This is a genomic window from Pedobacter frigidisoli (assembly GCF_004331675.1).
Classification (GTDB): Bacteria; Bacteroidota; Bacteroidia; order Sphingobacteriales; family Sphingobacteriaceae; genus Pedobacter; species Pedobacter frigidisoli.
In genome coordinates this window covers 266,036-281,417 of sequence record NZ_SJSN01000006.1, presented here as the reverse complement: position 1 = coordinate 281,417, position 15,382 = coordinate 266,036, and the positions used below count along the sequence as shown (strand labels likewise).

Genomic DNA, 15,382 nt, shown 5'->3' with positions numbered 1-15,382 from the left:
TAATATTTATTAACGCTAGGCGCCAAGCGCTATGCTCTAAGCTAAAAAATATGAACGAAGAAAAGGACGTAAAAAAAGACGAAGCAATTGTAGAGAAAGCAAAAAAGATAAAAGAAGTAGAAAGTCCTGTTAAATCGGGATTAAAATCTAAAGATGAAATTGTTAAAAATTGGTTGCCAAGATATACTGGCAGACCTTTAGATCAATTTGGTGATTATATTCTGTTAACAAACTTCAGTAAATATTTAACCATGTTTTCTGAATGGAATGATAACGCACCAATTATGGGCTTAGATAAGCCAATGCAAAGTGTTACAGCAAACGGAATCACGCTTATCAATTTTGGTATGGGTAGTCCGTTGGCGGCTACCATGATGGATTTGTTAACAGCAATTAAACCTAAAGCAGTTTTATTCTTAGGTAAATGTGGTGGCTTAAAAAAGAAAAATCAACTTGGAGATTTAATTCTTCCAATAGCAGCAATTAGGGGAGAAGGAACTTCAAACGATTACCTCCCTGCTGAAGTGCCCGCTTTACCAGCATTCGCTTTGCAAAAAGCAATTTCTACAACTATTCGCGATCATGGAAGAGATTATTGGACAGGAACTTGTTATACAACCAACCGTAGGGTTTGGGAGCACGATAAGGAGTTTAAAAAATACTTAAAAACTTTACGTGCAATGGCTGTTGATATGGAAACTGCGACGATCTTCACTACAGCGTTCGCCAATAAAATTCCCGCTGGTGCATTGCTTTTGGTATCAGATCAACCCATGATTCCTGAAGGTGTTAAGACTGCCGAAAGTGATAGCAGCGTCACCGAAAAGTATGTGGAAACTCACTTGCGCATTGGTATCGACTCCTTAAAACAATTAATTAATAACGGTTTAACTGTTAAACACTTGTTGTTTTAATAGCTGTTTTAACTCACCACAAAGACGCAAAGTGCGCAAAGATTTAATCTTCTTGGTGTTCTTAGTGTCTTGGTGGTAATTTTGATCTTTCCTTAAGCGGTGTAACCTGGTAGGTAGCCATGTAAAATTAAGTCATCCTCATTATTGATAGTGTAGTTACATCTATTATGCAACAATACAATTCTATCAGAAACATCGAGGATTGATCTGTAATAATGATCTGTGATGATGAAGCCCTTAGCAATTTTAGCATGATTAATGTGGGTTTTTAAATCTTCTACCCATAATGGAGAAAGTTGAGAAAATGGTTCATCCAGTAGCACATATTCATGATCACTGTAGATCATGAGCAAGCACTCCAAGTATCTAGCTTCTCCGCCAGATAAATTGTAAAACTTTGCATCTAGATTATCTGAAACAAACTTAATCTGCATTAATTGATCACGATTCTTTTTGCAAAATATATCAATCGCGGCCGACAGATTAATTTGATCGGGAATAAAATTATCTTGCGGTAAATATGATATGTTTTTAGATAGATACCCTTTCGCACACATCTTTTCATTTACATTAAGGTATTTGAAACTGGGCTTAATGCTTCCGAAGATAATTTTTTAATAATGTCGATTTTCCACAGCCATTTCTGCCTAAAAGGCCAACTACCTCACCAATTTTACAGTTTAGATAAACACTGCTCAGAATTTCCCTATCGCCGAACCAATGGTTAACGCTGTCTACGTAAAGCTCTGGCATAAAAATAAAATAAGTAATATTCCTCCAAAAAGTGCTAAATCATATAAAACGAAATTGACCATAATTCGTGTAAAGCTTATCCCTTGATTTTTAAAGAAATAGGATGTCGATTTGTAAAACATAACATAAAGTCCAACTGAAAACACCCAGCCGATTAACTTAATAAATAATGCCCACGAATATACGTCTGGGCCATTAAAACCCTTTATAACGAAGAAATAAGAAGTTAATGAGCTTACTAGAATATTCCAAACAAATATTGGCTTATAAATTAATATAGATTTTTTGAGCAAGTTAATAGACATCATTTAAATATATAAAATCATAACGATAAACTTAGTTCTATTAACCAAAAAAAGATCGACAGTAATTGTCGATCTTTTAATATAAGTAGAAAATCTATTGTGGAATTTATCCCAAATAAGATTTTAAGATTTTACTTCTTGAAGTATGGCGTAGGCGTTGTAGCGCTTTATCCTTAATTTGCCTCACACGTTCACGAGTTAGGTTAAATTTTTCCCCAATTTCTTCTAGAGATAAAGGATGATTAGAGCCTAAGCCGAAGAATAAAACGATAATTTCTCTTTCTCTTTCTGTTAAAGTAGATAAAGAACGTTTAATTTCTTCTGATAATGATTCGTTGATTAATGAACTATCAGTATTCGGCTCGTGGTTTTCCAATACATCTAATAATGTATTTTCTTCGCCTTGAACGAAAGGAGCATCCATCGATACGTGACGACCAGAGTTACTTAAAGTGTCAGAAATTTTATCTACAGTAGTTTCTAAAATCTCTGCCAATTCTTCTGGAGATGGCTCACGTTCGAATTCTTGCTCTAACTTTGAAAAAGCCTTGCTGATTTTACTTAATGAACCAACTTGGTTAAGCGGTAAACGAACAATACGGCTTTGTTCAGCAATAGCTTGCAAAATTGATTGACGAATCCACCAAACAGCATAAGAGATGAATTTGAAACCTTTTGTTTCATCAAAACGTTTTGCTGCTTTAATTAGGCCTAAATTTCCTTCGTTGATTAAATCTCCTAAAGTTAAACCTTGATTTTGATATTGTTTTGCAACAGATACTACGAAACGTAAGTTGGTTTTAGTCAATCGCTCTAACGCAGCTTGATCACCTTCACGAATCTTTCTTGCTAAAATTACTTCTTCCTCTGCTGTTATTAAATCTACTTTACCAATTTCGTGTAGGTATTTATCTAACGACTGACTTTCACGGTTGGTAATGGATTGCGTTATCTTGAGTTGTCTCATTTATACGTTTTGTGTGCTCTTTAATTATTGAAGTGTGCAAAGTTACGAAATTGTATAGCAATCCGAAAGGATAAAATACTGAAAATGTTGCTGTTTGCACATGTTTTTTATAGTTTTACTTATAACAAAAATCATTCCAATAAAGTTTTGGTCATATTTTAATTTCGAGTAAGCATAATGATTGTTATTCAGCTATTATTTATTGTAAATCAATAAATATATTTTGATTTATAATAATTATTTTTTTATGTTTGCTTCATAAATTATTAAAAATATATGACGGTTCTCAAATTTCTGTTTTTTAAGCTAAAAAATAAAGGAAGCAATTATTGGATGATTTTTGGTCTGAGAATTTTTGTCAGGTTAAAAGCTGTTATAAACTTTTTAAATATGCCTGAATTCGAAATATCCACTCAAAAAAAAGCATTTTAATTTTTTAGTAATGAATACGCTTAATCAAATTTTAAAAAATTCAGTAACCACATTAATTGCTTTCTGCATACTTTCCCTTGCAGCCCATTTTGTATTTGCGCTAATAAATTATAAAAATGAGGCAATCAGTTTTAGTGTAAAGAGAATTGGAAATCCAAAAATTGAACTTATAGATGGCTTCAAGTACACCAATAAACAGGTTGGCGAAATTGAGATGAAACCAACATTTCTTCAAGCTGTGCTGCTAGAGAATGGTATATATAAAGATGGTGGGGCAACCATGCTTTTTTATCTCATCTCTTCTTTTGCTTTGCTGAGGATTATAAAAAAGAGAAAAATTACTTTGGATCACCTAACAGAGAAAACCTTAGCCAAACTTATATGGGGTTTTGGAGGTCTTTTCTTGGTTCTAAAAATAGCCATTAGCCTGCTTCTAGATAAATATGTTGGCTATCTAACTAAAGAGCAGTTTGAACACTTTGATAATACCTCAGGTTTCTACAACCTTGGCTATTTAGCCATCGTAATCTTTAACGCAGTTTATGGCATAATTGCCTATGCAAAAAAGCTTAAACAAGAAAACGATTTAACGATATAATTATGAATAAAATTTTTAAAGTTTTTAGATATGCAGGGATAAGTTTGATTATTATCGCTATAACATCCATTGTAAGCTGTCTATTTACTGCTATTGATAATTATAGAGATGGTGTGATTGCGATTAAATTAATGGAAAGCAATGCAAAGCATGAGATTAGAGTTCTTAATAACGCTAAATTTACAGACAGCCATATTGGCGTTTATGAATTTAAACCAACGATGGCACAAGCCATTATCTTATCGAATGATGGTATTGGTGAAATTGGTGCGGCAACGCTTTTTTACCTAATTCTAGGCCTAACGATCTTGATAATTGCTAACAAGAAACCCTCATCTCTTGAAAACCTAAAGCAGGAAAGGTTGTGGCAAATTGTAGGTGCTGGAGCGGTTCTATTTTTTATATTAAAATTCTTATCCAAGTTTTTGTTAGATGGATATATTGAGGAATTAACTAACCACCTATTTAAATATGATTACAGCAACATAGGGAATAGTAATATAACGATGCTTTCGCTAATTGTGGTATTTACCATTATTTATGAGTTGCTTTCTTACTCAAGAAAGCTTAAACAAGAAAACGATTTAACCATTTAAATATGAAATATAAACTGCTGGCCAGAATTATAAAGGCACTTTTAATTTTAGGGCTCATTCTTTTTGGCCTAACAATAATCCTACAGATAGGAAGCAATATATTTAATTTCCCTAGTTATATAAGAATAAATGGAGGTCGGTTTGGAGATAAAGAAAAGGGATACTTATTGCCAATGTATTTTCATACAAGCTTACCAGATACTGTTATTCAATATAAAAATGGAAAGACTGTAGGAAATGTTAGGATTTACAAAGATGCTGATCACAAATTATATGAAAAATATCAAGATTCAGATGTTGTTAATAAATTTGTAAATAAGCTACAAAATGGCCCTGCCGATCATTCAGTTGAAATATTGAACAGTATATCATTTATGGGATATGCACTTTTAAAAGTTAATTCTGATCATAAGACTTATACTTTCTTATGGGCATTTTTTGCGTTAATTCGAGGGTTCTTAATATTTATTTTGCTCATCATATTAATTAGTCTAATTAATATTTATTTAGCAGGTGACTTTTTGATTGTAAGAAGTTTTAGGCTAATAACATGGTTTGGTGTGGTTCTTATTCTCCGAGAACTAACTGAAATAATCTATGTATATACTGCTGGTACAATCGTGAATAATGTAAACTTAAATACCAGGTCTTTAGTTGGGAATCAAATTATAAATAATATTGAAATGAGTTTTAACAGTGGTGGGTCTATGGTGGATCTTTCTAATGTTGGGATAGGCATAATAATTATTCTTCTTTCCAAGGTAATAATGGAAGCGGTCCTAATTAAACAAGAAAACGATTTAACAATATAATATGAAAACTATCAATCAAATTAGACTTATAAAGTTAGGTTATATAACCACTCTGGTTGCAGTTGTGCTGTTTTCTTTAAATGATGCATCTAGAGGATTTGCAGATGGCTATCAAGATGCCGGTAGTACAAGTGTTTTTGGTGTTGTTAAAGGCTTATTCATATTGTTGATATGTTTCCTGAGTTCAAGGGTTTTTGTTTATTTGTATCGATTTATAAATTCTGTAGAGGTTGGAAACGTTTTTACTGAAGAGAATAGTAAACTTCTTAATAGAATAGGTTGGTATTGTACCATTATGCCATTTCTGGTGTTTGTATTCAATGGATTGGAATATTTACAACAATCAAGTATTCATAAAGATTTACTATTTGATATAGTAAAAAATGTTGATTTTCAAATTTGGCTACTAATTTTTGGATTAACGATTTTAACTATTGCTTTTGTATTTAAGAAAGGAATTGAGTTGAAACAAGAAAACGACTTAACCATCTAACTTTATACCCAATAATGCCAATTATCATAAACTTAGATGTAATGCTTGCCCGTCGCAAAATGTCGCTCACCGAATTAAGTGAGCGGGTTGGAATTACGATGTCTAATTTGTCAATCATTAAAACAGGTAAAGCCAAGGCCATTCGCTTGGAGACTTTAGAAGCCATTTGCGGTGTGCTAGATTGTCAACCTGGTGATATTCTTGAGTATCGATCACTTTAACTTAAGAAGTTTCGATAGGTGATAGCGGGGCAGAATTTCTTAAGTTTAGTTTCGAAGTTTAGTGGCCAATAAAAGTAACTAACTCTACTTTGCAATAGGCTATTTAGAGTTAGTAACTTTACCGTAAAAAAAATATAGCGATCGCGAGGCAGAACTTCGTCAGTTTAGTTGGGAACTTTTTAACCGAAAAACGATTAACCTAAATTAAATAAACCTGATAAAACGAAAATACTTTTTGTTGAAGTGCTTCGACAAGCTCAGCATGACACTAACAAAAAGATTGCAGTGATAGCAGGACTTTCGCAACCGAAGAATACAGTAGCTTGGTTTTCAAATAATTGTATCTTATCAAATTAGATTGCCACAGCTGAAGAAAAATCGGCTTCGCAATGACGGCAAAGTTTGGAAACAAAAAAACCTTCCAGTTCGCACTGAAAGGTTTTTATACTTTATGATATTGCTTTAAGCTTTATTCTTTCCGCTTTAAGCTTATTATTCTTGTTCAGCCAATACTTTAGTAACTAAATCAGCAGCTTCTTTTAATGCAATTGCCGAGTAAACTTTAAGTCCAGATTCATCTATTAATTTTTTAGCTTCAACTGCGTTTGTACCTTGTAAGCGACAAATAATTGGAACCGGAATATCACCAATTTCTTGGTAAGCATCGATAACACCTTGCGCAACACGATCGCAACGAACAATACCGCCGAAAATATTAATTAAGATGGCCTTAACATTTTTATCTTTCAAAATAATGTTGAAAGCAGCTTTAACAGTTTGAGCATTTGCAGTTCCACCAACGTCTAAGAAGTTAGCGGGTTCACCACCAGCCAATTTAATAATATCCATGGTAGCCATTGCTAAACCAGCACCGTTAACCATACAACCCACATTACCATCAAGGTTAACAAAGTTTAGGTTAGAAGCACTTGCCTCAACTTCCATCGGATCTTCTTCCATCGTATCACGCATTGCTGCATAATCAGGGTGACGGAATAGTGCATTTTCATCTAAATCAACCTTAGCATCAACAGCAATAATTTTATCATCGCTAGTTTTTAATACCGGGTTAATTTCGAACATTGCAGAATCGGTTGCATCATAAGCCTTATACAGAGCTGTTATAAATTTAACCATTTCTTTATGTGCACCACCACTTAAACCTAGTTTGAAAGCTATTTTACGAGCTTGGAAACCTTGTAAGCCAACCTTAGGATCGATATCTTCCTTAAAAATTAAGTGTGGCGTATGTTCAGCAACTTCCTCGATATCCATACCACCTTCGGTACTGTACATGATAATATTGCGACCTTTTGCACGATCTAACAATACTGAAACGTAGAATTCCTTAGTTTCTGAAGCACCTGGATAATAAACATCCTGAGCAACTAAAATCTTACTCACCAATTTACCTTCTGGTCCGGTTTGAGGCGTAACCAATTGCATACCAATAATATCGGTTGCACGTTGTTTAACTTCCTCTAAGTTTTTGGCCAATTTAACACCGCCACCTTTACCGCGTCCACCTGCGTGGATTTGCGCTTTAATTACAACCCAATCAGAGTTATAATCAATCTTCAGTTGCTTAGCAGCCTCAACAGCTTGCTCCGGAGTATCGGCAACAATTCCTTCTTGAACGTTAACACCGAAACTTTTTAATATTTGTTTACCCTGGTATTCGTGAATATTCATTTGCTACAAAATTTGCCCAAAGCTACAATTTCAAACCCTTTAAACAAATAGCAAATGCCGATTTTTTCTAGAAAATGAACGTTTTATGTTAATCGGAAAATACAGCCCCGCTAATGTTCCAAGCAACCGAAGAAGAATCGGTTGCTTTCCTCGCATATCGGGTTTAGTTTACCAAGATTGTGCTTCTTGGCCAACTTGTTCCTGCAATTTTACAAAACCTTTTTTGCCAATGCTCTTAGTCCCTTTTTAAAAGCATCATCAAAAATAGGTTTAGCAGGGTTTCCTGCTTTTAAATTATAGATGAAATATTCAACATCGTCTTTTTCATTAAATTCCTTATCTCCATTGGAATCTTTGATTAGGTTCATTAAAATTAAATCATGCTTATTGTCAATTTTCCAGGTATAAATCGAGTAGTTTTTCGGTGAAATTTGATGGAATGATTTTCCTTGGAGATTAGAGATGAAAAGTTTTTTAGGATCGTTCCCCGTTAGTTTTTTATCACCATTATAATCAGAATTAATAATTTCATAATAAATAAATTGATCTGAAAATGAGGCTGAACTATTTGCTCCAGATTCATTATGGCCAATTTTAAAGCTATTGATGATTAGTTTTTTATACGTTAGCAATTCACTCTTGCCAGAGTTTACATTATAAAAAATTAAATTCCAGTAGTTTGCTTCAGCTGATCTTATATAGCTATCGTTATCCCCGTCGTTTAAATTTAATGGGTACATAACCATATCGGTATTATCTATAATAATCGAGGAGCTATATTTTATTTTTGGCTCGTACTTGACCTTACTTGTTATTTTCTCTGTTGTTGAAATGGTTTTATTATCATTAGAACATGCCGATATTAGAACAACTAGGAGGACTATCGTAATTGAGAGTACTTTTTTCATTAATGTTATTTTAGAATTAAAATTACAGTGTAATTGGCGTATTTATATTTTATGTTAACTTCCTGCAAACGGAGTTCCGAAAATGCCAACAGCCAATTCTGCCCAAATCAAGAACAAAGCCAGTAAAATGATTACCAGAAGGATTGTTCTGGAGGTGCCGGTTTTTAAATTTCTCATCACAAGCTCAATTGCTAAACCAGTGCTGAGCAACAAGATACCCATCACTACAAAGTCTGATAATGTCCAATTTACTTCGTTGGTAAACTGCATAGTAATGAGTGGTATAGCTAAGATTAAAGCGATTGCTGTCAAAATAATTGTAATTCTTAGGTTTGATGGGTTCATTTCTCTTTGATTTTTCATGATATAATTGAATTAATATTTTTTTATTATTTAGTAATTACTTAGTCTCTTATTTGCTTATTATTAAAATATTTAGCAGTTGTCCAATCCTGTAAATTCCAGGATACCCAACTCACTCTTTCGTAACGTTCTTTAAAAAAACCGATTCTTTGATTTAATTTCTGTTGATTAGCTGCTAAGGTTTCGGGTTTTGCTATTTCTGTTCCGTATTCGCTTTTCGACTCGGTATGTTGCAATTTCATTCTGTTTTTATCCAAAACGGGCAGTGTTTTATCAGATAGGGACAGCAAATAATCAGAATCGAAAGCAATGGTTTCTTTATGCGCCAAGTTGTATTTCACTATAAAAACATCCCAATTTATGATGCTGAACGCAAGCAACAACACAAACCAGATGTTGCCATTAATTTTCAAGAGATAGAAAAATGTTTTCTGTTTGGCAACTTTAAAGTAAACAGTTGCCAACCCTATAATGCAGAGTATAGCAAAAACGATTACTCCTATTCTTTTGTGCGTTAGGCCATGAAATTCGATGTAGTGGGCATCTCGAATAAACACAGAAATAATAAGAATAAAGTTTTGAATCATCCAGGCGTAGGCTAAAATTCTTAACACTTTACTTTTGCTATAAAAGTTTAAGTTTCCCCGGAAGAAATAAACGATAACGGCCATCGCCATTATTATACTAAATATTAAAGCATTGGTGCCATCATGCAGCTCTGCCGAATAGTTTGTTTCGGCTAATGCCTTTCCTTTACCCAACCATAACCACCAGATATCTATAATGTTAAGGAATAGTAATAATAGGTTTAACGCTATAAATGAAATCAAACCTGTAATGAATTCGGTTTTGAGCGCTAGTTTTCTCAATAATAAATCACCAGTAAATACTTGGGCAAACTCGAACCAGACCGTTTTTTTCTTAAACTCACTTCTTATCCTTAAAAGTTGCTCTTTGTACTTAAGTTCTGCCAGTGCTAAACCTTTATTAAAAAAGGTGATAATCAATCCTCCAGATAAAATTAAACCGAAAATGAAGAATGCTATGCGGTTGATAATTAAATCTTTAAAGAAGAAATGTAGAACATCGTAAATGAGATTAGAAACATTGGTAAGCAAGGTATTTATTGCATTTCCAAAAACTTCATTTGCAGCTGAATAAAGACAGGTAAACAGGGTTACGATTATAAAGGGAATAAAGATATACTTGATTAGTTTAAAAACGGGTTTTAGATTTAAATTTCCAATTCTGACCTTACTAAGGTTTTGAAGAGCATTAAATGGAACGGTTACCATTTGAATAACGGCAGCAAGGAAAGTAATGAAAACTGTTCGAATCTGTTGGTTATGGGCAAAACCAATAAATAGAATCAAACTTATATAGTAGCTGACTAATGTTAAATCCGAATTATTAATAACTACAAGTACGGACGCTAAAATATGAGCTAAACCATAAATTTTTAGTTTTGTACTTTTAATAACATCAGGATTTATAACAGTGATCATCAATAAATAGGCGCTGTAAATAAATAGGTTAAGCGCCAATCTTTCTTTCCAAAAAAGAAAGTTAAAAAGCAAACCGCCCAATAGGGCAGCTAGGAGCAAAAAGTTGGATTTGTTTTTCATTTTATTAATTTAAAAGTGCTTTGTAATTCAAAGTGTATAGTCAAAAAAAATAGCTTAAAGTTTATTGATCATTTTTTCAAGTGCCTCTAAATGAGCCTTAAAAGCTTGTTTGCCTGTCGCTGTAATCGAGTAGGTAGTACTTGTTTTGCGGCCAATAAAACCTTTATGCACCTTAATAAATTCTGCCTGCTCCAAAGTGTTCAAGTGTGAAGCCAAATTTCCGTCAGTTAGCTCGAGCATCTGTTTTAAATCGTTAAAACCAATTTCATCGTTTACTACCAGCATAGACATTACGCCTAACCTAATCCGACTGTCGAATATCTTATTTAAATCTGCAATAGGGTTCTTCATCTTATTGGCCTCTCTCGTATTTGAAATACATTAACAGCCCATAAAAAATATGCAATACACCAAAGCCAAAAGCCCAGAACCATAATCCATATCCAATATAAAACATACATACCAACCCTAAAATCATTTCACAATAACCCAAATAACGAATGTCGCTATAAGTATATTTACTTGCGTTTATTAGGGCCAAGCCGTAAAATATTAAACAAGTAGGGGCGATGGTACTGTATGTGTTTGGATGATTGATAAGCAGGGCAATAATGAATAATCCGCCAGCAGCCAAAGGAACCAACAGATTAATGAGCAATGATTTCGAGGTTTTATCCCAAATAGGAAGATTATTACGCTGACTCTTTCTATAGGTGAACAGTATTCCTCCTGCTAAGGCAATTATCAGAACAAATACGCCAAGTTTCAAAAGATTAAATTCCAAATCACTTTCGCCATCAACCCCATATCCATAGCCTCTTTTGCCAATGAACTTATTGATCTCCTCATTTGCAAAGTAAGCACCAATTAACGCTATGATTCCAGCAAAAACACCAGATAAACCACTTAAGGAGATAAATCTGGTCGATCTATCCATCATTTGCCTAATATCCTTTAATGCGTTTAATTGTTCCTCTGGGTTGTTCATTTTGAAAGTGCTTTGTTTTTCAAAGTTAGATAAGAAAATGATATTTGCAAACTTTATTTTAATTTTTCAGTTAATAATTCTTTATAACATAGTTGGGTTTAAGGAGATAGGTTGGCAGAATAAGGATTCAGTCATTTTGCTTTCCGTTTTACCTTTTGTCTTTAAGCTTTTTTATTAAATTTGAACTATGCTAAAAGCTACTGGAATTAGAAAATCGTACGGAAATCTACAAATTTTAAAGGGTGTAAATTTCGAGGTACAAAAAGGGGAGATTGTGAGTATCATTGGTCCGTCTGGAGCTGGAAAAAGCACATTATTGCATATTTTAGGCACACTCGATAAACCAGATGAGGGTGCTGTCGAATTAAAGGGTACAGTTGTTAGCAAGCTCAGTGGAGATTTATTAAGCGCTTTTCGAAATCAAAATATTGGATTTGTATTTCAATTTCACCATTTGTTGCCCGAATTTAGTGCGATAGAAAATATTTGTATTCCGGCTTTTATCGCCAAAACAAATAAAAAACAGGCAGAAACACGAGCTTTAGAACTGCTTGATTTATTCGGTTTAAAGGATAGGGCGAACCATAAACCAAATCAGCTATCAGGAGGAGAGCAGCAAAGAGTTGCCATTGCAAGAGCCTTAATTAATAATCCATCGATTATTCTTGCCGACGAGCCATCTGGAAATTTAGATTCGGAAAATGCTTCGGCGCTGCACCAACTTTTTGTTAGCTTACGTGATAATTTTCATCAAACATTTGTTATCGTTACGCATAATGAGCATTTGGCCAAAACGAGCGATCGTGTGGTAACCATGAAAGATGGGTTAATCGTGTAGGATCAAGATTTTGAGGATTTAGGGATTTTCAAGACTTTGGCTGCTATAACTAGGGAAACCTAGATGTTTATTGGTAGATCAAAAAAGAATCATGGATTTATAGGATTGAAAACTGTTTTTTGAAAGACTAAATTTAGACATTATTAAAATCACAAAATACAATAATATAATTTGAAAATATTAATTACAGGAGGAAATAATGCTAAGGCTTTAAAGCTGATGAAAGCATTCCCAAACCATTTTGTTGTGCTTGCAGATTATGGTGATGTGCCAGGAATTATCACAGAAAACTATGTTTTCTCTTCATTGGGCATTTTAAATAAAGATAGCATCGCTCATATTTTATTGAATTTTTGCATCACAGAATCTATAGATTGCATCATTCCACTTCACGATTACGAAATAGAACCATTGGCAAAATCGGCAGTTTTATTTGGCGAATACGGTATTCAGGTTTTATTACCAGAGACAGATGTTCTTCCAAATTACCTAAGTAGTGATAAAACTGCATATCCGAATTTTGCGGTTTACATCCATGGAGATTGCATCTTTTCGAGCGATAATTCCATTCCGCTCAAACAATCTCCTGAATTTAATGGGGTGTTTGGATACGATCTTTCGGCGGACCTAAAACTTTTCACTTTGTAACATGGATGCATATCAATATGTTAAGGATAAACAAATCGTAATTTTTGAGCTAGATAATGTGCTTTATCCGGAAAATGATTACCTGTTACAGGTTTACTATCTTTTTGCACAGTTCGTAGAATATACCGAACAGAAATTGGCAACATCCGTTCTCGAATTTATGAGAACCGAATTTGAGGAAAACGGCGCAGGTCAGCTATTTGAAAAAACGGCTGCTCAATTTGGTATCGATAAAAAGTATCAATACAATTTCGACCTGCTTCATCAAAATGCTCGTTTGCCATTAAAGTTATTACTGTATAAAAACATGCTTGAGTTTATGCAAGAATTGGTTTTAGATCGCAAACAAATATTTATTGTAACAGCAGGAAATCCAGAACAACAACTTAATAAAATAAAGCAAACAGAATGGAACGGGCTTGAAAAATACCTCACTGTTTACTTCTCAGAGGAATTAAATCAATCAAAAGTAGAGATTTTTCAGAACATCCTCAACAGCAACAATTTATCAGTTAATAATGCGTTAGTTGTTGGTGCAAATAATTATGATAGGCAGCAATCCAAATTAATTAATTTGCCGTATATTGTGTCACTAGAAATTTACAAATAAATATGTTAAGAAAGTTTTTCGCACAAAATACTTTTTTGTGCTTGTTATTAGTTGTGGTGGGATTTACATCATCTTGTAAAAAATCGAAATCAGATAGTTCTGATGGTGTTCCATCTGGAACTCCAGGGACTCGTGCTGAACTGACAAGGGATTCAATTTATCTTTATGCTCAGCAAACTTATTACTGGAATGTTGGCATGCCTGCTTATTCTGCTTTTAACCCGAGACAATATAGTTCTAATAATGCTGTGCTAGCGGCGATTAAAGCGTTGCCAAGTACGGGTGGAAAAGACAAATACTCTTTTATTGATGACGGAACTGTGGCAAGTGAGTTGGGCGGTGTAGCTGGTGATTTTGGTTTTTCTGCTTTTTATTCAGGAACGAACGATTTACGAATTAAATATGTTTATGCCACTTCTCCAGCAGCTACTCAAGGTTTAAAAAGAGGTTACCAGATTACAAAAATTAATGGCAGCACAACCATTAACACCAGCGATGCCAGTATTGATTATGTGGTAAACGCTATATTCGGTTCAAATGCTTCCATTGCTTTAACTGTAACCAAGCCCGATGGAACTAGTCAAGATTTAACCATTACAAAAGGTACCTACAATATCAACCCTGTGTTATTTAGTAAAACCTATAACGTTGGAACCAAAAAAGTGGGATACATCGTTTTTAACAGCTTCACAACAAATTCTACATCGCTTTTGGATGCAGCTTTTGCACAATTTGCAACCGATGGAATTAATGAGCTGGTTGTAGATTTACGTTACAATGGCGGTGGTTCTGTTGCAACATCAGAAGCATTTACGAATTTAATTGCACCAACGGCGCAAAATGGTAAGGTAATGTATACCACTTATTGGACGCAAACCATGCAGGATAATCAGGCTACAATACTTCAAAATCAGAAGTTTTATGCTAAAGGAAATGATGGGGTAACAAGATTATATTCTTATTTTGATTATTCTTACAAGCCAACAATGGCAGCTGGAAATCAAGAATATTTTGCGAAAAGAGGTTCTGTTAACGGCTTAAATAGGGTTTATTTTCTTGTGTTGAGCGGAACTGCATCTGCAAGTGAACTTTTAATTAATAATTTAAAACCAGTTGTTGATGTTAAGTTAATTGGTAAAAAAACCTACGGAAAGCCAGTAGGGTTTTTCTCGCTTCGCATTGATAAAAATGATTTGTACATCCCGCAATTCGAAACTAAAAACCAATTAAATGTTGGTGGTTATTTTGATGGTATGACAGTTGATAAGGATATAGCTGATGATGTAACTAAGGACTTTGGTGATCCTACAGAAAAATTATTGGCCCAAGCCCTGAATTACTCTGCAACTGGAGCTTTCACTTCATATTTAAAAGACAATACTTTGAGCAGTACAACTGGCTTATCTAGAGCCCTTGCTGAAGACTTAAGTGGTAAAATGGATCATGAATTTAAAGGAATGATTGAAACCAGGAAAATGAAGTTAAAATAATCTTAAATAATAATTTTGAAGCCGTTGATGATCATCAACGGCTTTTTTTATCTTAATAATTACATAAAATGACAGTTTAAAGCTTGCATTTTTTCTAAAATTTCAATAAGCTTGTTTAACATTAATCGT

19 protein-coding genes are annotated in these 15,382 nt (G+C 33.8%); 10 read left to right on the top strand and 9 right to left on the bottom strand.

All coding sequences use genetic code 11. The features are described from left to right. Positions 1 to 50 precede the first annotated feature (50 nt). Complete coding sequence (locus EZ449_RS09700) at positions 51 to 914, top strand: AMP nucleosidase (protein ID WP_205942977.1); 864 nt, start codon at positions 51 to 53, stop codon at positions 912 to 914. Positions 915 to 1,006: 92 nt separating this feature from the next. Here the strand turns inward: EZ449_RS09700 and EZ449_RS09695 are convergent, their stop codons facing one another. The 3 genes from EZ449_RS09695 to EZ449_RS09685 form a co-directional block, all read right to left on the bottom strand. Next, positions 1,007 to 1,510 (bottom strand): ATP-binding cassette domain-containing protein, encoded by a 504-nt coding sequence (locus EZ449_RS09695; protein WP_394347132.1) that lies wholly within the window; start codon positions 1,508 to 1,510, stop codon positions 1,007 to 1,009. After that, positions 1,506 to 1,667: an ATP-binding cassette domain-containing protein gene (locus EZ449_RS23485; protein WP_131558138.1), complete on the bottom strand. Its 162-nt coding sequence runs from the start codon at positions 1,665 to 1,667 to the stop codon at positions 1,506 to 1,508. Before EZ449_RS23485 ends, EZ449_RS09695 begins: the two co-directional genes overlap by 5 nt. A 411-nt stretch (positions 1,668 to 2,078) precedes the next feature. Continuing rightward, on the bottom strand, positions 2,079 to 2,939 hold the full coding sequence (locus tag EZ449_RS09685; RefSeq protein WP_131558136.1) for a sigma-70 family RNA polymerase sigma factor: 861 nt from the start codon (positions 2,937 to 2,939) through the stop codon (positions 2,079 to 2,081). A gap of 442 nt (positions 2,940 to 3,381) precedes the next feature. Between EZ449_RS09685 and EZ449_RS09680 the strand changes: the two genes are divergently transcribed. The 5 genes from EZ449_RS09680 to EZ449_RS09660 are packed head-to-tail and all read left to right on the top strand — an operon-like array spanning position 3,382 to position 6,091. After that, entirely contained in the window at positions 3,382 to 3,969 is a 588-nt protein-coding gene (locus EZ449_RS09680) for a hypothetical protein (RefSeq protein WP_131558134.1), read from the top strand. Positions 3,970 to 3,971: 2 nt separating this feature from the next. Beyond that, a complete protein-coding gene (locus EZ449_RS09675; RefSeq protein WP_131558132.1) occupies positions 3,972 to 4,565 on the top strand; it encodes a hypothetical protein in 594 nt (197 codons plus the stop codon). Positions 4,566 to 4,567: 2 nt separating this feature from the next. Beyond that, on the top strand, positions 4,568 to 5,377 hold the full coding sequence (locus tag EZ449_RS09670) for a DUF2975 domain-containing protein (RefSeq protein ID WP_131558130.1): 810 nt from the start codon (positions 4,568 to 4,570) through the stop codon (positions 5,375 to 5,377). A 1-nt stretch (position 5,378) separates the two neighbouring features. Continuing rightward, a complete protein-coding gene (locus tag EZ449_RS09665) occupies positions 5,379 to 5,870 on the top strand; it encodes a DUF2975 domain-containing protein (RefSeq protein ID WP_131558128.1) in 492 nt (163 codons plus the stop codon). A 14-nt stretch (positions 5,871 to 5,884) separates the two neighbouring features. Continuing rightward, positions 5,885 to 6,091 (top strand): helix-turn-helix domain-containing protein, encoded by a 207-nt coding sequence (locus EZ449_RS09660; RefSeq protein ID WP_131558125.1) that lies wholly within the window; start codon positions 5,885 to 5,887, stop codon positions 6,089 to 6,091. Positions 6,092 to 6,583: 492 nt separating this feature from the next. Here EZ449_RS09660 and sucC read toward each other — a convergent pair whose 3' ends face one another. The 6 genes from sucC to EZ449_RS09630 form a co-directional block, all read right to left on the bottom strand. After that, positions 6,584 to 7,783, bottom strand: coding sequence for an ADP-forming succinate--CoA ligase subunit beta (gene sucC, locus EZ449_RS09655; protein ID WP_131558123.1), 1,200 nt, complete (start codon positions 7,781 to 7,783; stop codon positions 6,584 to 6,586). Between the two features lie 209 nt (positions 7,784 to 7,992). Further along, a complete protein-coding gene (locus EZ449_RS09650; protein ID WP_131558121.1) occupies positions 7,993 to 8,691 on the bottom strand; it encodes a hypothetical protein in 699 nt (232 codons plus the stop codon). A 54-nt stretch (positions 8,692 to 8,745) separates the two neighbouring features. Continuing rightward, positions 8,746 to 9,054, bottom strand: coding sequence for a hypothetical protein (locus EZ449_RS09645; RefSeq protein ID WP_131558119.1), 309 nt, complete (start codon positions 9,052 to 9,054; stop codon positions 8,746 to 8,748). A 41-nt stretch (positions 9,055 to 9,095) separates the two neighbouring features. Then, positions 9,096 to 10,679, bottom strand: coding sequence for a DUF4153 domain-containing protein (locus EZ449_RS09640; protein WP_131558117.1), 1,584 nt, complete (start codon positions 10,677 to 10,679; stop codon positions 9,096 to 9,098). A gap of 54 nt (positions 10,680 to 10,733) precedes the next feature. After that, complete coding sequence (locus EZ449_RS09635; protein ID WP_131558114.1) at positions 10,734 to 11,030, bottom strand: winged helix-turn-helix domain-containing protein; 297 nt, start codon at positions 11,028 to 11,030, stop codon at positions 10,734 to 10,736. A gap of 1 nt (position 11,031) precedes the next feature. After that, complete coding sequence (locus tag EZ449_RS09630; protein ID WP_131558112.1) at positions 11,032 to 11,667, bottom strand: hypothetical protein; 636 nt, start codon at positions 11,665 to 11,667, stop codon at positions 11,032 to 11,034. Between the two features lie 187 nt (positions 11,668 to 11,854). On the opposite strand from EZ449_RS09630, the gene EZ449_RS09625 reads away from it, so the two are divergent. The 4 genes from EZ449_RS09625 to EZ449_RS09610 all read left to right on the top strand — a co-directional run bounded on the left by EZ449_RS09625 (position 11,855) and on the right by EZ449_RS09610 (position 15,253). Beyond that, positions 11,855 to 12,505: an ABC transporter ATP-binding protein gene (locus EZ449_RS09625; RefSeq protein WP_131558110.1), complete on the top strand. Its 651-nt coding sequence runs from the start codon at positions 11,855 to 11,857 to the stop codon at positions 12,503 to 12,505. A gap of 171 nt (positions 12,506 to 12,676) precedes the next feature. Further along, positions 12,677 to 13,153 (top strand): ATP-grasp domain-containing protein, encoded by a 477-nt coding sequence (locus EZ449_RS09620; RefSeq protein ID WP_131558107.1) that lies wholly within the window; start codon positions 12,677 to 12,679, stop codon positions 13,151 to 13,153. A gap of 1 nt (position 13,154) precedes the next feature. After that, on the top strand, positions 13,155 to 13,763 hold the full coding sequence (locus EZ449_RS09615) for an HAD hydrolase-like protein (RefSeq protein ID WP_131558105.1): 609 nt from the start codon (positions 13,155 to 13,157) through the stop codon (positions 13,761 to 13,763). A gap of 2 nt (positions 13,764 to 13,765) precedes the next feature. After that, entirely contained in the window at positions 13,766 to 15,253 is a 1,488-nt protein-coding gene (locus EZ449_RS09610) for a S41 family peptidase (RefSeq protein ID WP_131558102.1), read from the top strand. Positions 15,254 to 15,382 lie beyond the last annotated feature (129 nt).